The sequence below is a fragment of the Pseudomonas sp. LBUM1641 genome, assembly GCF_059716235.1.
The window spans coordinates 3,708,859-3,727,803 of sequence record NZ_CP166815.1; the positions used below are offsets into that span (position 1 = coordinate 3,708,859).

17 protein-coding genes are annotated in these 18,945 nt (G+C 60.5%); 10 read left to right on the forward strand and 7 right to left on the reverse strand.

Features of this window, described 5'->3' with window-relative positions:
• The first annotated feature begins 123 nt into the window (after nucleotides 1-123).
• Together ACA046_RS16815 and ACA046_RS16820 are read left to right on the forward strand one after the other, a co-directional pair.
• On the forward strand, nucleotides 124-1,947 hold the full coding sequence (locus ACA046_RS16815; protein WP_459028908.1) for a serine hydrolase domain-containing protein: 1,824 nt from the start codon (nucleotides 124-126) through the stop codon (nucleotides 1,945-1,947).
• A gap of 6 nt (nucleotides 1,948-1,953) precedes the next feature.
• A complete protein-coding gene (locus ACA046_RS16820; RefSeq protein WP_459028906.1) occupies nucleotides 1,954-2,757 on the forward strand; it encodes a MipA/OmpV family protein in 804 nt (267 codons plus the stop codon).
• Nucleotides 2,758-2,889: 132 nt separating this feature from the next.
• Here the strand turns inward: ACA046_RS16820 and ACA046_RS16825 are convergent, their stop codons facing one another.
• Both ACA046_RS16825 and ACA046_RS16830 read right to left on the reverse strand, forming a co-directional pair.
• Nucleotides 2,890-4,167 carry an ATP-binding protein gene (locus ACA046_RS16825; protein WP_459028904.1) on the reverse strand — a complete coding sequence of 426 codons (1,278 nt, stop codon included), beginning with the start codon at nucleotides 4,165-4,167 and terminating at the stop codon, nucleotides 2,890-2,892.
• Nucleotides 4,168-4,875 carry a winged helix-turn-helix domain-containing protein gene (locus ACA046_RS16830; RefSeq protein WP_497674439.1) on the reverse strand — a complete coding sequence of 236 codons (708 nt, stop codon included), beginning with the start codon at nucleotides 4,873-4,875 and terminating at the stop codon, nucleotides 4,168-4,170.
• Between the two features lie 246 nt (nucleotides 4,876-5,121).
• On the opposite strand from ACA046_RS16830, the gene ACA046_RS16835 reads away from it, so the two are divergent.
• A complete protein-coding gene (locus ACA046_RS16835) occupies nucleotides 5,122-5,508 on the forward strand; it encodes an ectoine synthase (protein WP_178904123.1) in 387 nt (128 codons plus the stop codon).
• A gap of 31 nt (nucleotides 5,509-5,539) precedes the next feature.
• Nucleotides 5,540-6,739 (forward strand): MFS transporter, encoded by a 1,200-nt coding sequence (locus tag ACA046_RS16840; protein ID WP_497674440.1) that lies wholly within the window; start codon nucleotides 5,540-5,542, stop codon nucleotides 6,737-6,739.
• Here ACA046_RS16840 and ACA046_RS16845 read toward each other — a convergent pair.
• Nucleotides 6,695-7,297, reverse strand: coding sequence for a MiaE family protein (locus ACA046_RS16845; protein WP_459028899.1), 603 nt, complete (start codon nucleotides 7,295-7,297; stop codon nucleotides 6,695-6,697). The two genes, ACA046_RS16840 and ACA046_RS16845, sit on opposite strands and share 45 nt — an antisense overlap.
• Before the next feature lie 151 nt (nucleotides 7,298-7,448).
• Between ACA046_RS16845 and uspL the strand changes: the two genes are divergently transcribed.
• Nucleotides 7,449-8,309: a universal stress protein UspL gene (uspL, locus tag ACA046_RS16850; protein WP_459028897.1), complete on the forward strand. Its 861-nt coding sequence runs from the start codon at nucleotides 7,449-7,451 to the stop codon at nucleotides 8,307-8,309.
• Between the two features lie 851 nt (nucleotides 8,310-9,160).
• On the opposite strand, the gene ACA046_RS16855 is transcribed toward uspL, so the two are convergent.
• The gene (locus ACA046_RS16855) at nucleotides 9,161-9,631 is read right to left on the reverse strand and encodes a DUF1289 domain-containing protein (RefSeq protein WP_076013382.1); all 471 of its coding nucleotides are present in this window, start codon (nucleotides 9,629-9,631) and stop codon (nucleotides 9,161-9,163) included.
• A 394-nt stretch (nucleotides 9,632-10,025) separates the two neighbouring features.
• Here ACA046_RS16855 and acnB point away from each other — a divergent pair, with 394 nt between their 5' ends.
• On the forward strand, nucleotides 10,026-12,626 hold the full coding sequence (acnB, locus tag ACA046_RS16860; protein ID WP_459029295.1) for a bifunctional aconitate hydratase 2/2-methylisocitrate dehydratase: 2,601 nt from the start codon (nucleotides 10,026-10,028) through the stop codon (nucleotides 12,624-12,626).
• 35 nt (nucleotides 12,627-12,661) lie between these two features.
• Here acnB and ACA046_RS16865 read toward each other — a convergent pair whose 3' ends face one another.
• The gene (locus tag ACA046_RS16865) at nucleotides 12,662-13,084 is read right to left on the reverse strand and encodes a MerR family transcriptional regulator (RefSeq protein WP_497674441.1); all 423 of its coding nucleotides are present in this window, start codon (nucleotides 13,082-13,084) and stop codon (nucleotides 12,662-12,664) included.
• 69 nt (nucleotides 13,085-13,153) lie between these two features.
• Here ACA046_RS16865 and ACA046_RS16870 point away from each other — a divergent pair, with 69 nt between their 5' ends.
• Together ACA046_RS16870 and poxB are read left to right on the forward strand one after the other, a co-directional pair.
• Nucleotides 13,154-14,386 (forward strand): NADH:flavin oxidoreductase/NADH oxidase family protein, encoded by a 1,233-nt coding sequence (locus ACA046_RS16870; protein WP_497674442.1) that lies wholly within the window; start codon nucleotides 13,154-13,156, stop codon nucleotides 14,384-14,386.
• Between the two features lie 78 nt (nucleotides 14,387-14,464).
• A complete protein-coding gene (poxB, locus tag ACA046_RS16875; RefSeq protein WP_497674443.1) occupies nucleotides 14,465-16,189 on the forward strand; it encodes a ubiquinone-dependent pyruvate dehydrogenase in 1,725 nt (574 codons plus the stop codon).
• A 116-nt stretch (nucleotides 16,190-16,305) separates the two neighbouring features.
• Here the strand turns inward: poxB and ACA046_RS16880 are convergent, their stop codons facing one another.
• Entirely contained in the window at nucleotides 16,306-16,863 is a 558-nt protein-coding gene (locus tag ACA046_RS16880; RefSeq protein WP_497674444.1) for an NADPH-dependent FMN reductase, read from the reverse strand.
• A 228-nt stretch (nucleotides 16,864-17,091) separates the two neighbouring features.
• Here ACA046_RS16880 and ACA046_RS16885 point away from each other — a divergent pair, with 228 nt between their 5' ends.
• Nucleotides 17,092-17,328 carry a hypothetical protein gene (locus tag ACA046_RS16885; RefSeq protein ID WP_076013376.1) on the forward strand — a complete coding sequence of 79 codons (237 nt, stop codon included), beginning with the start codon at nucleotides 17,092-17,094 and terminating at the stop codon, nucleotides 17,326-17,328.
• 4 nt (nucleotides 17,329-17,332) lie between these two features.
• Here the strand turns inward: ACA046_RS16885 and gspG are convergent, their stop codons facing one another.
• The gene (gene gspG, locus ACA046_RS16890; RefSeq protein ID WP_497674445.1) at nucleotides 17,333-17,761 is read right to left on the reverse strand and encodes a type II secretion system major pseudopilin GspG; all 429 of its coding nucleotides are present in this window, start codon (nucleotides 17,759-17,761) and stop codon (nucleotides 17,333-17,335) included.
• Between the two features lie 176 nt (nucleotides 17,762-17,937).
• Here gspG and ACA046_RS16895 point away from each other — a divergent pair, with 176 nt between their 5' ends.
• Nucleotides 17,938-18,840 carry a LysR substrate-binding domain-containing protein gene (locus ACA046_RS16895; protein WP_459028885.1) on the forward strand — a complete coding sequence of 301 codons (903 nt, stop codon included), beginning with the start codon at nucleotides 17,938-17,940 and terminating at the stop codon, nucleotides 18,838-18,840.
• Nucleotides 18,841-18,945 lie beyond the last annotated feature (105 nt).

An 18,945-nucleotide genomic window follows, 5' to 3' on the forward strand; every position in this document is an offset into this window, starting at 1 on the left:
AAGTAAACCCGCCAGGGTGGCCCCATTAACAGTCTTTGACACTTTCCCGACAAAGCTCACAAAGACTCATGGACGGCCCGCCCCTAGCATTCGAGCATCCAAACCACCCCTCGGGTGCTCCTCATGTTTCGCACATTGCGCAGTATTCCGCTGCTGGGTTTCCTGCTGGGCAGTCTCGGCTGCCACGGCCAACCGCCGGCCCCGCCGCCCATCCCCAAGGGCGACTACAGCGCAATCATCCGCTACCTGCAAAAACGCATTCCGGTTGAAATGGCCAGGCAAAACATACCCGGCCTGTCCATCGCCCTGGTCAATGGCCAGGAACTGATCTGGGCCCACGGCTTCGGCGTTGCCGACAAAGCCCTGGGCAAACCGGTAACCCCCAATACGGCGTTCCGCGCCGGCGCCCTCTCCAAACTGCTCACTGCCACCGCGGCCCTGCAACTGGCGGAGCAACAGCGCCTGGCCCTCGATGCCCCGATCCAGGACACCCTGCGGGAGTTCTACGTACGCTCGCGCTTTCATTCCGACCAGGCCGCCGCCGACCGCGACATCACTCTGCGCCGCCTGCTCAGCCACCAGTCGGGCCTGCCCAGTGAACACCTGCGGGATGTGCGCAACACCTTCGCCATGGGCCAGATGCCGATGCGTGTTTCGGGCGTTTGGCTGAGCACTCCACCGGGCACCCAAGTGGCGTATTCCAACCTCGGCTACGCCCTGGTCGGTGCCGCCATTGAGCGCAGCAGCGGGCAAGACTTTGAAAACCGCCTGCAAAGCAGCCTGCTCAAGCCCCTGGAGATGAACCAGTCGAGCTTCGTCGGCACCGGCGCGCAACTGAGCTTCCGGGCCCTGGGTTATGAAGACGGCACCGTCAGCCCCGACGCCCAGGTGCGTGACCTCGCCGCCGGTGGCTTGTGGGCCAGCCCCAAAGACCTCAGCCACTACGTGCGAATGCTCTTTGCCCGAGGCCGCTACAAAGACAAACAGGTGGTGGGCAGCCAGTCGATTGACGAAATGTTCACCCAGCAAAATACCGGGAACGCCCTGGACTTCGACTGCCAGATGGGCCTGGGGTGGTTTCTCGCGCCCTGTGGTGATGAGCCGGTCGGCCCCGGGATACGCACCTTCCAGCACAGCGGTGGCGGGGATGATTTCGCCACTCAACTGACGATGCTGCCGGACCAGCAACTGGCCGTTATTGTGATGGCCAACGACAGCAGCGCCGAAGAGATGGTGGTGTCCCTGACCACCGACACCCTGCGCCTGATGCTTCAGGCCCAGACCGGCGACCCGGTGTGTTCCGACGACTGCCAACAGCCGGCCCACGGCCTGAAAATCCGCCAGGTGCCCGCCGCCATCGACCGCAAGCGCCTGGCCGGTTTCTACGCCACGGCGTGGGGCATTTTCCGTATCAAGGACGAAAACGGTCAGTTGTATGGTGAGTTGGCCGACACCCGTTTCGAACTGCTGCGTGACGGCCAGGGCTGGCTGCGGGCGCAGCAGAAATCCCTCGGTTTCTGGCTCAAGGACCTGGGCGAACTGGGCCGCGTGCAGCTGGATGTGGTGACGGTGCAAGGCCGCCAGATGCTCACCGCCCGCAGCCATGGCCAGCGTGTGCCCGTGGGCGAACGCATCGAACAGACCCCGCTGAGCACCGCCTGGGCCGACACCATCGGCACCTATCAAGTGCTTAACACCCACGAACCCGACGCGCCCTTGAGCGGCATCAGCGTACGCCTGGAAAACGGCTTCCTGGTGATCCGCGGCCAACTGCACAACGAGCCGCTGACCGACTACATCCTGCTGCCCGTGGACAACGCCCACGCGGTACTGGCCGGCAACGGCTATGGCCTGGGGGACACCGTGAGCCGCCAGATCAATGGCCTGAGCGCCTCCGGCTACCAGTTCAAACGTACGGATTTCCCCCACAACCCCTTGAGTCTCTGACCTCACATGAAGACCATCATGCGTTCAAAAAACCTTTGCCTGTCCCTGACGTCGCTGTGCCTGCTGGCCAGCGCCGACACCCTGCTGGCCGACGACTGGGAATACACCCTCAAGGCCGGCGTGGCCAACCTGCCCCGCTACAGCGGCAGCGACGAGCGGGTGACCGCGCCGGTGCTGGGGGCGGCCATCGTCAGCCCGTGGGGCGTTTTCCTCGACACCGACAAAGGCCTGGGCTGGGGTTATGAAGGCGGCGGCGCGAGCTTCAGCGCCTACGTCGGCGCCAGTGGCAATCGCAAGGATGAAAGCAAGAGCGGGCGCCCGGGCTCGAAGAAACTCAAAGGCATGGGCGAAATCAAGACCCGCGCCCAGGTGGGCGTCAGTGGCAGCTATAACCTGGGCGGTGTGATTGTCGGCGCCACCCTGGAACATGCGCTCGAAGAAGATGATCGCAAGGATTCCGGCAAGGCCTTCACCCATCTGGAACTGAGCCTGGGCACCAACCTGTATGACGGCGACTACGGTTCGCTGGACGCCAGCCTCAGCAGCCATTTTGGCGACAGCAACTACCTGCAGACCTGGTACGGCGTCACCACCGGCCAGGCCGCGCAGAGCCGCTTCAAGGCCTACAAGGCCAGCGGCGGCAATATCAGCAACGGAATGAACCTGGTGTGGAGTTTGCCGATCAGTGAGCACACCCAGTTTTCGACGCTGCTGGATGTGCAGTACCTGGCGGACAAGGCCGGGCAAAGCCCGATCGTGGAGCGGCGGTTGCAGACGTCGGTGATGGGGATGGTCGAGTACACGTTCTAATTTTGGTAACCCAATCAAAATGTGGGAGCTGGCTTGCCTGCGATACAGGCACCTCGGTCTTTCAGTTAGACACCGGTGATGCTATCGCAGGCAAGCCCGCTCCCACATTTGATCTCCATGGCTCCTGGAGGGTTACTCGGCATACGCCCAGGTCATCCGGAACGACGCCCCGCCCCACTCCGAATCCAGCACTTCAACCTGCCCGCCGTGCCACTGGCACACCCGCCGCACCAGCGCCAGGCCAAGGCCGAAACCACCGGTGCGGCGGTCGCGGCTGGCATCGAGGCGCAGGAACGGTTCGAAAATCTTCGCCCGCCCTTCCATCGGCACCCCAGGCCCATCGTCATTCACCCGCACTTCATAGCCGGCACCAAACTTCACCAGCGACACTTCCACACGCCGGTCGGCGTAGCGAATCGCATTGCGCAACAGATTGATCACCGCCCGGGCCATAAAGCGCGGCTCGATGCGGATGTAATCGACTTCACAGGTGCGCAGCAGCAACTGCACCCCGGCCGCCTCGGCCTCCAGGGCGACGCTGCCGATGACGCTGTCGAGCCAGCTGTGGGCCTCAATGCTTTCCCGAGTGATCTGCGTGGCACCGCGTTCCAGGCTGGCGTAGGTCAACAGTTCCGAGACCATTTCTTCCAGCTCGCCGAGGTCGGCGTACATGTCGGCGATCAGCGCGCGGCTCTCCCGTGGGTCGGCCTGTTGTTTTAGCTGGTCGAGTTCAAACGACAGCCGCGCAATCGGCGTGCGCAATTCGTGGGAGACCGCGTTGGTCAACTCGCGCTGATTGGCGATCAGGCTTTCGATGCGCTCGGCCATCTGGTTGAAGTGCCCCGCCAGCTCACGCACGGTGGAGCGGCGCGGCAACAGGATGCGCGAACCCAGGTCGTTGTCACCAAAGCGCTGGGCTGCCAGGCGAATGTGCTCCAGGTCGCGCCAATGCGGGCGTACCCAGAAATACAGCACGATCGCCAGGCACACGCCAAGGAAGCCATACGCCCACAGGTAGAGCCACTTGGGCTCTTCCGGCAGCTTGATTTCCAGCAGTTGCTTGCCGCCGTCGATGTTGGCGATGAATTCCATGAAATCGCCGCGCACCACCAACTCGCCGCCGGCCAGCAGTTGCTGTTCACGTTCGGTCAGTTTCAGCGTGTCCTGCTGCACCAGTGCCAGGAGCAGCCCATAGTGCGGTTGCAACTCCGCCAGGCGCGCGGCCCGCGCTTCACCGGTCACTGGCCGCAATTGTTCCAGCAGCCCATAGGCCGGGCCGCGCAGGGCTTCGCGGTTATAGGTTTCGTTGGCCTCCGGCAGCAACTCATCGAAGGTGTAGTTCACCAGCCAGATCGCCCCGGCCAAACCAATGGCCAGGATGATATACAGACGCAGAAACAGCCTTAACATCTAAATCTCCCAGGCGAACGGATTGAACAGGTAACCCTTGCCCCAGATAGTCTTGATGCATACCGGCTCCCGGGGGTTGTCATTGAGCTTGCCGCGCAGCTTGCTGATGTACACGTCGACACTGCGATTGAGCCCGTCAAAGGCAATCCCGCGCATGCGGTTGAGGATGTCATCGCGGGAGAGGATTTTCCCGGCGGCGCTGGCCAGCAACCACAGCAGTTCGAACTCCATGGTGGTCAGGTCGATCTTCTCGCCGCCCAGGTTTACCACCCGGCAACTGCGATCGATGGTCAGCCGGCCGAACTCAAGGGCGCCGCGCACCGTGGGTTCCGGCGTCTGGCGGCGTTGCAGGGCACGCAGGCGGGCCAGCAGCACGGGCGGTTTGATCGGCTTGATCACATAGTCGTCGGCGCCGGACTCCAGGCCGAGGATATGGTCCAGGTCGTCTTCCTTGGCGGTGAGGATCACGATCGGCGTGTCGGACACATTGCGAATTTCGCGACACACATGCAAGCCGCTCTGGCCGGGCAGCATCAGGTCGAGCACGACGATCTTGGGCTTGAACTCCAGGAAGGCCGCCAGCGCCAAGTCGCCACGGTGCACGGCCAGCACCTCGAAGCCATGCTGGGACAGGAAATGGGCGATCAGCCCTGCCAGCTTCTCATCGTCCTCCACGAGCAATACCTTGCCGAGACCCAAGTTATCCATAAAATTCCAGTGCACGCGCGGGTTGAAGTGTGGGCATTATAGGGGGCAAGCAGGCAGACTAAAGCAGCTGGCCATCACTGGCCGACGAAGCTTCATGCTTTTAAGAGTTTTTAACAGTTTCACCGCAGTCTTTAACTCGGCACCGTCCGACAGGCGCGCCCCACCCGCTTTTCGGAAGTGTCGCTGATGACAACGCCACACTCACAAGAGAATCATGGCCCTTCACCTACATAGCGGGAGAGGATCATGTTCGTTCGTCATAAATCAGACATAGAAAACACCGCGCACTTTGTCGAATGGGGCGCCGGCACCAGCCATCGGCTGCTGACGGAAAAGGACGGGATGGGTTATACCGTCTGCCACACCGTCGTGCGCGCCGGCACTGAGTCGCTGCTGCAATACCGTAATCATCTGGAGGCTTGCTACTGCATCGCCGGTGAGGGTGAGGTCGAAGATATGGACGGCAATGTCTACCCGATCCGCCCCGGCGATATCTATGCGCTGGACCAACACGACTGCCATTATCTAAGGGGCGGAAAGGATCAGGACCTGGTGCTGGTCAGCGTATTCAACCCGCCGCTCAAGGGCGATGAGCGCCACAACCTCACGGATACATCTGGCTCCGGCTACTGACGACGATTTGACTCAAGGACACGAGCACACGATGCGCAAGGATTACCTGGCTTTCTTCATTTCACTGTTTCTGTCACGCCTGGCCGACCAGATTCTGTTGTTCATCGTGCCGTTGATCGTGTTCCAGACCACTAACAGTGTGTCGTGGGCCGGGCTGGCGTTTTTTGTCGAGTCACTGCCGCGCTTTTTGTCATTCCCGGTGTGTGGCGCGTTGTGCGACAAGTTTTCTCCCGTTCGCATCCTGCATATCAGCCAGGTTTACCGGGCGGTTGCCTGCGTGCTGGCGGTGCTGCTGTATGGGGTGTTTGAAGGAATCTACTGGATTGTCATTCTTTCGGCGCTGTGTGGCGTGCTGACCACCCAGGGCATCATGGCCCGGGAAGTGGTGATGCCGCATATCTTCAAGCATTACACCTACGCCAAGACCTTGTCCTATTCGCAGATTGCCGACCAGACCGGGTTGGTGCTGGGGCCCTTGGTGGCAGCGCTGATGCTGGAAGTCTGGGCCTGGCATTGGGTTGTGCTGGGGATTGCCGGGCTGTTCCTGCTGGCAGACCTGGCGATGCTGATCTGGCAGCGCAACACCACGGTCAACCTGGAGACCTTCGAGCAGCACCATGACATCTGGCTGCAACCACTGCGCATTGCCTTCGGCCACATCCGCGACCTGCCGGAGCTGAAGAAGATCATCGCGCTGGCGGTGGGCGTGAACCTGATCATCGGCGTCACCCTGGCCACGTCGGCCGCCATGGTCATCGGTCAATACGCCGCCGGCAAGGACACCTACGCCGGGCTGCAGGCGGCGGGCGCCGTGGTGACCATCGCCATTCTGTTCAATCTGGCGCGCGCGTCCCTGCCGCTCAAGGTGCTGGGCGGTCTGTCGTATTCGATGATTGCCGTGGGTGCGCTGATCACCGCCCTCAGCCCGAATGTGTGGGCTTATGCCGTGGGTTTCCTGCTGCTGACCGGCTTCGACAAGATGTTCAACGTGTACATCCGCAGCACCCGCCAGCGGATAATCCCGGTTCAGGACTTTGGCAAGACGGTGGGTGTGTTGACCTTGCTTAACAACCTTTCGCAGCCACTGGCCGGGTTGTTGATTGCTTTGCTGGCGGCGCCGCTGGGGACGCAGACGGTGATCCTGATACTCGCCGGGATCACCGCGCTGATCGGTGCAGCGGTTGCGTCAGGCTGGCACGCCACTGTGAAAGCGGAACTCGACGTCCGGTGATTCGATCAGTTCCTGCTCGGCGGCGCGCACGCGGTCGATGACTTGGGCGATGTCCTTGACGTCACCGTACTGGTAAGCCAGTTTCAGGTAACCCTGGAAATGCCGGGCCTCGCTTTTCAGCAGGCCGAAGTAGAACTTGCCGAGTTCTTCGTCCAAATGCGGCACCAGTGCTTCGAAACGCTCGCAACTGCGGGCTTCAATAAACGCGCCGACCACCAGGGTATCCACCAGTTTGACCGGTTCATGGCTGCGCACCACTTTGCGCAGACCCGAAGCGTAGCGGCCGGCGGACAGCTGGCGCAGCTCGATCTTGCGCTTCTTCATCAAGCGCATGACTTGCTCGTGGTGCACCAGTTCTTCCCGGGCCAGGCGTGACATCAGGTTGATCAGGTCGACGTGGGAATGGTACTTGGCGATCAGGCTCAAGGCGGTGCTGGCGGCCTTGAATTCGCAGTTCTTGTGGTCGATCAGCAAGGTTTCCTGGTCGGCCAACGCGGCCTGGACCCAGCCGTCGGGGGTGCGGCAACCGAGGAATTCGTGGATTTCTGGCAGGTTCATCGGGCTCACGGGCAAAGATTCACAAAAGGCCGGCGATTATACCGACCGCGCCGCAGACCGCCAGCCACCGGGCTTGATGTGCATCAACATGACGTGTGCCGAGCAGCAACTATAGTTGTTCCACGCCCACCCTTTTTTGGAGAACCCGACCATGCAAGCCATCCGCAGCATCCTGGTGGTCATTGAGCCCGAGCATTCGGAAAGCCTGGCCCTTAAGCGCGCCAAGCTGATTGCCGGCGTTACCGGGGCCCATTTGCATTTGTTGGTGTGTGACAAGAGGCATGAGCATTCGGCGATGTTGAGCCTGCTGAAGGCCGGTTTGCAGGAGGATGGCTACAGCGTCACCACCGAACAGGCGTGGAATGACAGCCTGCATGAAACCATCATCGAGGTGCAGCAGGCAGAGGGGTGTGGGTTGGTGGTCAAGCAGCACTTTGCAGATAGCCCGCTGAAAAAAGCGCTGTTGACGCCTGCCGACTGGAAGCTGATGCGCTACTGCCCTACCCCGGTGCTGCTGGTGAAGACGTCCACGCCGTGGGCGGGCGGGGTGATTCTGGCGGCGATTGATGTGGGGAATGCCGATGCGGAGCATCAGGCGTTGCATAACTCGATCATTGATCATGGGTTTGATATCGCGAGCCTGGCCAAGGCGCAGTTGCATGTGATCAGTGCGCATCCATCGCCGATGCTGTCGGCGGCGGATCCGGTGTTTCAGCTCAAGGAGACGATCGAGGCGCGGTATCGTGAGCAGTGCAAGGCGTTTCAGGCGGAGTTTGATATTGACGACACGCATCTGCATATCGAGGAAGGGCCGGCGGATGTGTTGATTCCTCATGCGGTGCATAAGTGGCAGGCGGCGGTGACCATTATCGGTACCGTGGCGCGTACGGGGATTACCGGGGCGTTGATTGGGAATACGGCGGAGGTAGTGCTGGATGCGGTGGACAGTGATGTGTTGGTGCTTAAGCCGCAGGAGTTGATGGATCACCTGGAAGAGCTGGCTAATGGGTGATGCTTTTTGTTGGGGGCATATCCGTTTTTGGGTGATGGCTTGTATGGGTTCCGCTCTTACAGCGGGTCACTTTTGAAAAGAGCCCAAAAGTAACCAAAAGGCTCTTGCCCCACCACTCGGCACCTCGCTTGGGCTCGGTGTGCCCTCAGCTCCGGCAGCACGAAGCGGGCCGCCGCGACGGGGCGTCCCTGCCCCGTCGCGGCTAAACCGGCGTCCTGCCGGTTTACCCGCTCCGTACTGCCTACGTTCGGCCAGCGTGGTTTAACGGGGCGCCTAAGATCAAGATCAAAAGCAGATCAAGGGCACAGCGGCCTACAGGCCGGCTTGAGTGTGGTGAAGCAACAGCAACAGCAACAGCAAAATCAGAAGCTAAAACGGGCAAGGTCCAAATGTGGGAGCGGGCTTGCTCGCGAAGGTCGTTAACGATGACGTTGGCATTCTGGATGAACGCGGCGATCTCAGGTTTTTCGCGAGCAAGCTCGCTCCTACAGAAAACAGAAAAGCAGCTTTGCTTTTGCTTTTACCACTCAAGCCGGCCTGTAGGCCGCTGTGCTCTTGCTTTTGATCTTGATCTGACTGCCCCATTCAGCCCGAGGCCGAACGTAGGTATTGAGGAGCGGGTAAACCGGCAGGACGCCGGTTTAGCCGCGCCGGGCCATGGATGGCCCGTCGCGGCGGCCCGCGGAGCAATGCCGGAGTGAGGGAACGCCGAGCCTAGGCGAGGCGCCGACAGGCGGGGCAGAGCGTTTTGGTTACTTTTGACTGGGCCGGCATTCCGGCTTTTCAAAAGTGACCCGCTGTAAGAGCGGAACCATAAGCCGCCATGACCGAAAAAACGGATATGTACACAGTCAGCCCCCAAAAGCATCCCGCAAAAACCCCGGCGCGATATACCGCTGATAATGCGCCTCAGACAAAATGAAAAACTCCCGGTCAATCGCATCCCGCAAATCCGGCAACCCCCACTCCCGAAACTCCGGCATCAGCACCATGCCATACGCCTCCAGATGGGTAATCACCCTCGACCCCCGGGCAATCAACTGATACGCCCAGCAGTACTCCGACTGATGCGGCACAAACCGAATCTTGCGCTGCTCCAACTGCCCACGCAGCATTTTCGGGTCAAACACCTCAAGCTTCCCGGCCATCACCTGCACCAACAACTGCTCCAGCCGCAGCCAAACCGCTCGTTTTTCTTCCTCGTTATAACCGTTCCACTGAATCACCTCATGGTGAAACCGCTTACACCCCCGGCACACAAGATCGCCGTAAACCGTGGAGCACAGGCCTACGCAAGGGGTCTTGATGGTTTGATTAGACATGATCGACAACGCACAAATCAGCGAAACAGTTACACATGTTAGCCCTTTGTCTAAGGTTGATCACCCTGCAAACTTGGCAAGGCAACTTACGTTTAGAAATTTTTTGCCGTAGAATCATCCGGCCTTGTAAGGCGCCAATAATCCGTTGGAAGCTGTTTTCAAAGCGTCACGAGCACAGTCGTTCCTAAAGAACGGTGTTGGCGATGGTTATTTACCCGGTAAATAGCCAGCGCCAACCCTCATCAGCTCCGTTCTGCAGGCGTAAAACTTTGAAAGCAGCTTCTGTGAGGATTGCCGGCAGCGCTGGCTCTACGGCCCAAAAAGCCCCTGAGCGCATGCGTGCCGTGCATTTCTGGATGAGCGTCCCGTGGGACCACTGATGAGGGTAATAACTGTGCTTGAAGCCTACCGCAAACATATCGAAGAGCGTGCAGCCCTGGGTATTGTTCCCCAGCCGCTTAACGCCGAACAAACCGCAGGCCTGGTCGAGCTGCTGAAAAATCCTCCGGCTGGCGAAGAAGAATTCCTCGTTGACCTGATCACCAACCGCATTCCACCAGGCGTTGACGAAGCTGCCTACGTCAAGGCCGGTTTCCTGTCTGCCCTGGCCAAGGGCGAAGCCACTTCCCCTCTGATCGACAAGAAACGCGCTGTTGAACTGCTCGGCACCATGCAAGGCGGCTACAACATCGTGACTTTGGTCGAGCTGCTGGACGACGCCACCCTGGCTCCCGTCGCTGCCGCCCAACTCAAGCACACCCTGCTGATGTTCGATGCCTTCCACGATGTCGCGGAAAAAGCCAAGAACGGCAACCAGCACGCCAAAGACGTGATCCAGTCCTGGGCCGACGGCGAGTGGTTCAAGAACCGCCCGACCCTGGCCGACAAGATCAGCCTGCGCGTGTTCAAGGTGACGGGCGAAACCAACACCGACGACCTGTCCCCTGCCCCGGACGCCTGGTCCCGTCCTGACATCCCGCTGCACGCCCTGGCCATGCTGAAAATGGCCCGTGAAGGCATCGTGCCGGATGAGCAAGGCAAAACCGGCCCGATGAAGCAGATCGAAGAAATGCGTGGCCAAGGCTTCCCAATCGCCTACGTCGGTGACGTGGTCGGTACCGGTTCGTCGCGTAAATCGGCTACCAACTCGGTGCTGTGGTTCTTCGGCGACGACGTTCCTTTCGTGCCGAACAAGCGCGCTGGCGGCTTCTGCTTCGGCAGCAAGATCGCTCCCATCTTCTACAACACCATGGAAGATGCTGGCGCACTGCCAATCGAATTCGACGTCACCAACATGAACATGGGCGACGTGATCGACCTGTACCCGCATGCTGGCAAAGTCACCAAGCACAACAGCGATGAAGTCCTGACCACCTTCGAAATGAAGACCCCGGTCCTGTTGGACGAAGTCCGTGCTGGCGGTCGTATCCCGCTGATCATCGGCCGTGGCCTGACCGAGAAGGCTCGCGTTGAGTTGGGTCTGCCGCCTTCGACCCTGTTCAAACTGCCGGAAGCTCCGGCTGAAAGCGACAAGGGCTACACCCTGGCGCAGAAAATGGTCGGCAAGGCCTGCGGCGTGGCTGGCGTTCGTCCAGGCACCTACTGCGAACCGAAGATGACCACCGTCGGCTCCCAGGACACCACCGGTCCTATGACCCGTGACGAACTGAAAGACCTGGCGTGCCTGGGCTTCTCGACCGATCTGGTAATGCAGTCGTTCTGCCATACCGCGGCTTACCCTAAGCCGATCGACGTGACCACCCACCACACCCTGCCTGACTTCATCATGACCCGTGGCGGTGTATCGCTGCGTCCAGGCGACGGCATCATCCACAGCTGGCTGAACCGTATGCTGCTGCCGGACACCGTCGGTACCGGTGGTGACTCCCACACCCGTTTCCCAATGGGCATTTCGTTCCCGGCCGGTTCCGGCCTGGTAGCGTTCGCCGCAGCCACTGGCGTTATGCCACTGGACATGCCGGAATCGATCCTGGTGCGCTTCAAAGGCGAAATGCAGCCTGGTATCACCCTGCGTGACCTGGTTCACGCCATTCCTTACTACGCGATCCAGGCTGGCCTGCTGACCGTAGAGAAGAAAGGCAAGAAGAACGCCTTCTCCGGCCGCATCCTGGAAATCGAAGGCCTGGACAACCTGAGCATCGAACAGGCTTTCGAGCTGTCCGACGCCTCGGCTGAACGTTCGGCTGCCGGTTGCACCATCAAGCTGTCGAAAGAATCCATCACCGAGTACCTGAACTCCAACATCACCCTGCTGCGCTGGATGATCGGTGAAGGCTACGGCGATGCGCGTACCCTGGAACGTCGTGCCCAAGCGATGGAAGCCTGGGTTGCCAACCCTGAGCTGATGGTTGCCGATGCCGACGCCGAATACGCTGAAATCATCGAAATCGACCTGGCCGACATCAAGGAGCCTGTGCTCTGCGCGCCAAACGATCCGGACGACGCCCGTCTGCTGTCCAGCGTTGCTGGCGAGAAGATCGACGAAGTGTTCATCGGTTCGTGCATGACCAACATCGGTCACTTCCGCGCTGCCGGTAAACTGCTGGATCAGGTCAAGGGTCAGCTGCCAACCCGTCTGTGGCTGTCGCCGCCGACCAAGATGGACGCTCACCAACTGACCGAAGAAGGCTACTACGGCATCTACGGCAAGGCTGGCGCGCGCATGGAAATGCCGGGCTGCTCGCTGTGCATGGGTAACCAGGCACGTGTAGAGCCGAACTCGACCGTTGTGTCGACTTCGACCCGTAACTTCCCGAACCGTCTGGGTGATGGCGCAAACGTCTACCTGGCTTCGGCTGAGCTGGCGTCGGTGGCTTCCATCCTGGGTCGCCTGCCGACCGTCGAGGAGTACATGGAATACGCCGCGAAGATCAACACCATGGCCAGCGACGTGTATCGCTACCTGAGTTTTGACCAGATCGCCGAGTTCCGTGAAGCTGCTGCAAACGCCAACATCCCGGTCATTCAAGCCTAAGGCTTAATTTCCGGTCAGAAAAACGCCGCGTATCGTCAGATGCGCGGCGTTTTTTTATGCGCCTCGATTGAGGCCCAGACTTTCTCCTGCGCCTGGGTGCAAGGCGTGCCTTGCGGGTGCGCCTGGATCGTTGCGATCACTGCGCGTAACTCTGCCTTGCTTTGGTCCATACGCGCCTGAAGCTCTTCTATTTGCATAATCTTGTGCTCCAGCCTGAAGACCATCTGCGCCCGCTTGGCCTCACTCGGTGAGTCGTCCGGCATCAGCGCCTTCAATTCCTGCAAGCTGAAACCCGCCCGCTGTGCGCCCTGGATCAATTGCAGCGCCTGCAGTGTCTGCATCGAATAACGACGGTATCCGTTGCCTTGCCGCTCAACCTGGATCAGCCCCTGAGCCTCATAAAAACGAATCTTCGAGGCCGCCAGCCCACTGCGTTCCGCCAGTTCACCAATATTCATCGCCGACCCCATTGACCTTAAAGTGACCTTTAAGCTTAGCCTGAGCGCTCCCTTTGTGAGGAGTCAAGCATGTCGCCCTTTGAAGCGTTGCAATTGCCCAACGGCCAGGTCATCAGTAACCGCATCGCCAAGGCGGCGATGGAAGAGAACATGGCGCAGGTCAACCAGGCGCCTTCCGAGGCCTTGATGCGCCTGTATCAAGCCTGGGCCGAAGGCGAACCCGGGCTGATCCTGACCGGCAACGTGATGATCGACCGCCGCGCCATGACCGGCCCCGGCGGCGTGGTGCTGGAAGACGAACGCCACCTGGACGAGTTTCGCCGCTGGGCCGCGATTGGCCGGGCAAAGGGTGCGCAATTCTGGGTCCAGCTCAACCACCCGGGCCGGCAGACCATGGCCAATCTCGGCCAGCAAGCAATGGCGCCCTCGGCCGTTCCCCTCGACCTCGGCGGCTTCTCGAAGATGTTCGCCCAGCCCAAGGCGATGACCGAGGAAGATATACAGGACGTAATCTCGCGCTTCGCCACCAGCGCGCATCTTGCCGAAAAAGCCGGTTTCAGCGGTGCTCAGATTCATGCGGCCCACGGCTACCTGCTCAGCCAGTTTCTCTCGCCCTTGAGCAACCAGCGCATGGACCGCTGGGGCGGTACCGTTGAGAACCGCGCGCGTCTGCTGCTGGAAGTGATCACGGCCGTGCGCGCCGCCGTGAGCCCGGACTTCTGCGTGGCCGTCAAACTCAACTCCGCGGACTTCCAGCGCGGCGGGTTTGATGCCGCCGACGCCCGCGCCGTGGTCGAGTTACTCAACCCACTGGCCATCGACCTGCTGGAGTTGTCCGGCGGCAGCTACGAAGCCCCGGCCATGCAAGGCGAAGCCCGCGACGGACGGACCCTGGCCCGCGAAGCCTATTTCATCGAGATGGCCAGCGACCTGGCGAAAGTCGCCAGCATGCCGGTGATGGTCACCGGCGGCGTCCGGCGCTTGCCGATTGTCCAGCAAGTCCTGGACAGTGGCATCGCCATGGCCGGAATCGCCACCGCCCTGACCCTGGAGCCGCACCTGATCAAGCAATGGCGCGCAGGCCGCGATCTCAACCCGCAACTGCCGGCCATCCGCTGGAATCGCAAACCCCTGGCCAGCCTGGCGACCATGGCGGTGGTGCGTTATCAGCTACGCCGCCTGAGCCGTGGCCGCCAGCCGAAACCTGGGGTGGCGCCACTGCTGGCGTTGATCAAAGACCAACTGTTTATCGCCCGGCGCACCCGCCAATATCGCGCTGCGATGACCAATTCTTCATATTGAGCGGGGAGCATTCAGCGCCATGGAACTGTCCTCTACTGATCAGCAGCTTTTTACACTCACTGACGATTGGAGTTCTTCATGGCGAAAATCACCCTGGCCCAGCAATTGGCGACCACCCTTGAACAGGCGGGCATCAAGCGCATCTGGGGCCTGACCGGCGACAGCCTCAACGGCCTGACCGACTCCCTGCGCACCATGGACAGCATCGAGTGGATGCATGTGCGCCACGAAGAAGTGGCCGCGTTTGCCGCCGGTGCCGAAGCGGCGGCCACCGGTGAACTGACCGTATGCGCCGGCAGCTGCGGCCCAGGCAACCTGCACTTGATCAATGGCCTGTTCGACTGCCATCGCAACCATGTGCCGGTACTGGCCATCGCCGCACAGATCCCCTCCACCGAGATCGGCCTGAACTACTTTCAGGAAACCCATCCCCAGGAACTGTTCAAGGAGTGCAGTCACTTCATCGAGTTGGTGACCAACCCCGAACAGATGCCCCACGTGCTGCACCGCGCCATGCGCTCGGCGATCCTCAATCGCGGCGTGGCGGTGGTGGTGATTCCGGGCGATGTGTCGTTGCTGGAAGTGGAAGACAAGTTCAAACCGTGGCCGGCCCTGCTGGCGCCGCGCACCCTGCCAGCAGAACAGGACCTGCAACGCCTCACTGAGATCCTCGAAAACAGCGGCAAAGTCACCCTGCTGTGCGGCAGCGGCTGTGCCGGCGCCCACGATGAAGTGGTAGCCCTGGCCGACGCCCTCGGCGCACCGGTGGTTCACGCCCTGCGCGGCAAAGAGCATGTGGAGTGGGACAACCCGTTCGACGTCGGCATGACCGGCCTGATCGGCTTCAGCTCCGGTTACCACGCCATGCTCAACTGCGACACGCTGATCATGCTCGGCACTGACTTCCCGTACCGCCAGTTCTACCCGACTGACGCGAAGATCATCCAGGTCGACCGCAACCCGCAGGCGTTGGGCCGGCGTGCCACGCTGGACTTGGGGATTGCTGCCGACGTCAGCGAGACGATTCAAGCGCTGTTGCCGCGCCTGACCCGCAAGACGGATCGCAGCTTCCTCGAAACCTCGCTCAAGCATTATGAAAAAGCGCGCCAAGGCTTGGACGACCTGGCGGAACCGTCAAAGGCGGGTCGGCCGATTCATCCGCAATACGTCGCGCGCCTGCTCAGTGAGCTGGCGGACGACGATGCGATTTTCACCGCCGACGTTGGCTCGCCTACGGTGTGGGCAGCGCGCTACCTGAAAATGAACGGCAAGCGTCGGTTGATCGGCTCGTTCAACCACGGCTCGATGGCCAACGCCATGCCCCAGGCCATCGGCGCACAAGCGGCATTTCCCGGTCGCCAGGTGATTTCGATGTCCGGGGACGGAGGCTTTACCATGTTGATGGGTGACTTCATCAGCCTGGCGCAGTTGAACCTGCCGGTGAAACTGGTGGTGTTCAACAACTCGTCCCTAGGCTTTGTCGCCATGGAGATGAAAGCTGCGGGCTACCTGGACACCGGCACCGAGCTGAAGAATCCGGACTTTGCCGCCATGTCCAACGCCATGGGCATCCTCGGCATTCGTGTCGAGCAATCCGAAGACCTCGAACCGGCCCTGCGCCGCGCCCTGGGCCATGACGGCCCGGTGCTGGTAGACGTGGTCACCGCCACCCAAGAACTGGTGATGCCACCGAGCATCAAGCTTGAACAGGCCAAGGGGTTCAGCCTGTACATGCTCAAGGCGGTGATGAGCGGGCGTGGTGATGAAGTGATCGAGCTGGCGCGGACCAACTGGCTCAGATAAGTCCTGCCACTGTAGGAGCGAGCTTGCTCGCGAAGAACGTCCAGGCGACGCGAGCGTTCAAATAGCCCGCGTCATCGTTAACGATCTTCGCGAGCAAGCTCGCTCCTACAGGTTACTTATGCGCTCTGTTTTTCCACCCACTTGCCGTAGGCATCGATAAACGCCTGCAAAAACGGCTTGGTCTTTTCCGACACCTTCCCCGACTCGTCGAACACACTGCCCGCGCCGCCCAGGTAGGCTTCCGGCTGCTGCATGCACGGCACATCAAGGAACACCAGCGACTGGCGCAAATGATGATTGGCCCCAAAACCGCCGATGGCGCCAGGCGACACACTGATCACCGCGCCGGGCTTGCCGCTGAAGACACTTTGGCCATAAGGACGTGAACCGACGTCAATCGCATTCTTCAATACACCCGGCACGGAGCGGTTGTATTCGGGAGTCACAAACAGCACCGCGTCGGATGAACGCACGTGTTGACGGAAAGTACTGTAGGCTGCCGGCGGTGAAGCACCGTCGATGTCCTCGTTGTAGAGCGGCAAATCGCCAATTTCGACAATGTTCAACTTGAGGTTGGCAGGCGCCAACTCGGCCAATGCCAGGGCGACCTTGCGGTTGATCGACTCTTTTCTCAAGCTGCCGACCAGTACGGCAATCGTGTAGACCTTGCTCATTGAGGTTTCCCGGTTTCTGACTTAAGGAACTTGTAGTTATAGAGCCTGGCCGGCGCGATCACCAGCGCGTTTTTGCAATCCCCAGGGACGTTTACGCCGCAGATGGACTTGTAAGTAATGTCTGAAAAAGTCAACGAATAGTATTTTTTTTCAATAGGTAAACTACCCCGCTCTCCTACGGTCTACAGAACCGCAAATCGAGTGTTTATCTCCAGAGGTTCTAAACAGATGGCAGCAGTACTTGTCGGACAGTTCCATGCCAGAGACGCAGAAGGTCGCGTTTATTCGGTGCATGAGTTCCAGGAATCCAACCCGCCCCTCGACGGCCTGGCTGGATCGGCGCCCACCACCACCTACAAGCTGGCCATTGGCGACCGCGTAGAAAAACTGGATGGCGATGAATTCAGATTGATTCAGTCGGGCACCATCATCACCCGCGAATCCGCGACGACCCACGCTTCATAAGACCTTATTCCCCATAGGCGATATCAACATTATCGCCGACGCCTCCCAGTGTTCGGTCCTTGCCGAACGAGAACAGATCAAAGTTGGTTTTGGCCTGGCTGGGAGGACAGTGGTACTGATAGGCCACGCCCCAGGGGTCTGTCAGCATGGCCTCATCCTTGAGATAGGGCCCCCGCCACTTCCCTTCCCCCGCAGGCTGAACAGTCAACACCGCCAGACCCTCGTCGTCGGTAGGATAACGCCCCACATCCTGATGAAACTGCTCGACCGCCTTGCCCAGCTCTTTCAGTTGGACCTTGGCCGTGGCGATTTCCGACTGAGTCACGTCGCCGAAGATCCGCGGCCCCACCGCAATCGCCAGCACGCCGACAATCAGTACCACCACCAGCAGGTCCCACAACGAAAACCCGCGTGTGTCTGTTTTACCGAGCATCGATAAGGCTCCCCCGTGGATCCCCTGATTGATACGCCCTTTGTATGACCTGTTGGTTGCAGGCGCCAAGGGACTTGATCGTGCAAGTCTAGTTGGGCCGTTCCCGCGCAGGGTCTTTTTTCCACACCCTGGCCTAAGCCATTGAATCCACGTCGTACTGAACATAGACTCCGGCCATGCGTTTACGTCATATCGAAGTCATTCAAGCGATTTTGCAGACCGGACACCTCGGCACCGCCGCCGAATGGTTGCAACTCCCCGTGGCCGATGTGGACGCGACCCTCAAGGATGCCGAGTTGCAGCTGGGTTTCATGCTGTTCGCCAGTGTGCGCGGACGCTTGCAGGCCACCCGGGAAACCCTCGAGCTGCAGGGTGAAATCGCCCGCCTCTATGCCGCCCTTGAGCCGGTGCAACGCCTGGCCAGCAGCCTGAAACACCATCATGCCCCGCCCTTGCGCGCACTGTGTACCCCGCCGCTGGCCAATCAATTGTTGCCCCAGGCGATTGCGGTGCTACGCCGACGTTTTCAAGATACGCCGTGCAACCTCTCCAGCCACTCCACCCGGGACATCGTCAAAAGCCTGCTGCTGCACGAAGCCGATCTTGGCCTGAGCCTGCACGACCCGGAACATCCGCAGATCCACAGCACGCCACTGGCCCACGGCAAACTGCAATTGCTCGCGCCCCATGGCTGGCTGAAGCCTCGGCAGAAGTACATCGCGCTACAGGAGTTGGCCGGGCAGTCGATGATCGGCCTTGAAGGCCAGGACCCGCTGAGCCGCCTGCTGGACAGCAAGCTGCAAGCCTTGCGCCCGCTGCCGGTAGTGCAAACCCGGGTGCAGACGTACCAGATGATGCGCAGCATGGTGGAAGCCGGGGAAGGCCTGGCGATTGTCGACCCGTTCACCGCCACCGGTGCACGGGAAGCCGGGCTCGATGCGTGCCCGTTGTCACCACCGATTGGGGTGACCTTGTATGCGTTGACCCTGAAGGACAGCGAAGCGTCGCCCGCCTTGAATGCGCTGCTGGAGATTGTCACCGAGAAGGCGGAAAGCCTGCTGACCAGTACGCTTCCGTGAATGTGGGAGCTGTCGAGCCTTGGCGAGGCTGCGAAGGCGGTGGCATGGTCGATAAAGAGGTTGCCTGACACACCGCCATCGCGGCCTCGCTGGGGCTCGACGGCT

Coding starts and splice junctions, on each gene's coding strand:
- ACA046_RS16815 (WP_459028908.1), top strand. CDS start 124: ATGTTTCGCACATTGCGCAGTATTCCGCTGCTGGGTTTCCTGCTGGGC.
- ACA046_RS16820 (WP_459028906.1), top strand. CDS start 1,954: ATGAAGACCATCATGCGTTCAAAAAACCTTTGCCTGTCCCTGACGTCG.
- ACA046_RS16825 (WP_459028904.1), bottom strand. CDS start 4,167: ATGTTAAGGCTGTTTCTGCGTCTGTATATCATCCTGGCCATTGGTTTG.
- ACA046_RS16830 (WP_497674439.1), bottom strand. CDS start 4,875: ATGGATAACTTGGGTCTCGGCAAGGTATTGCTCGTGGAGGACGATGAG.
- ACA046_RS16835 (WP_178904123.1), top strand. CDS start 5,122: ATGTTCGTTCGTCATAAATCAGACATAGAAAACACCGCGCACTTTGTC.
- ACA046_RS16840 (WP_497674440.1), top strand. CDS start 5,540: ATGCGCAAGGATTACCTGGCTTTCTTCATTTCACTGTTTCTGTCACGC.
- ACA046_RS16845 (WP_459028899.1), bottom strand. CDS start 7,297: ATGAACCTGCCAGAAATCCACGAATTCCTCGGTTGCCGCACCCCCGAC.
- uspL (WP_459028897.1), top strand. CDS start 7,449: ATGCAAGCCATCCGCAGCATCCTGGTGGTCATTGAGCCCGAGCATTCG.
- ACA046_RS16855 (WP_076013382.1), bottom strand. CDS start 9,631: ATGTCTAATCAAACCATCAAGACCCCTTGCGTAGGCCTGTGCTCCACG.
- ACA046_RS16865 (WP_497674441.1), bottom strand. CDS start 13,084: ATGAATATTGGTGAACTGGCGGAACGCAGTGGGCTGGCGGCCTCGAAG.
- ACA046_RS16870 (WP_497674442.1), top strand. CDS start 13,154: ATGTCGCCCTTTGAAGCGTTGCAATTGCCCAACGGCCAGGTCATCAGT.
- poxB (WP_497674443.1), top strand. CDS start 14,465: ATGGCGAAAATCACCCTGGCCCAGCAATTGGCGACCACCCTTGAACAG.
- ACA046_RS16880 (WP_497674444.1), bottom strand. CDS start 16,863: ATGAGCAAGGTCTACACGATTGCCGTACTGGTCGGCAGCTTGAGAAAA.
- ACA046_RS16885 (WP_076013376.1), top strand. CDS start 17,092: ATGGCAGCAGTACTTGTCGGACAGTTCCATGCCAGAGACGCAGAAGGT.
- gspG (WP_497674445.1), bottom strand. CDS start 17,761: ATGCTCGGTAAAACAGACACACGCGGGTTTTCGTTGTGGGACCTGCTG.
- ACA046_RS16895 (WP_459028885.1), top strand. CDS start 17,938: ATGCGTTTACGTCATATCGAAGTCATTCAAGCGATTTTGCAGACCGGA.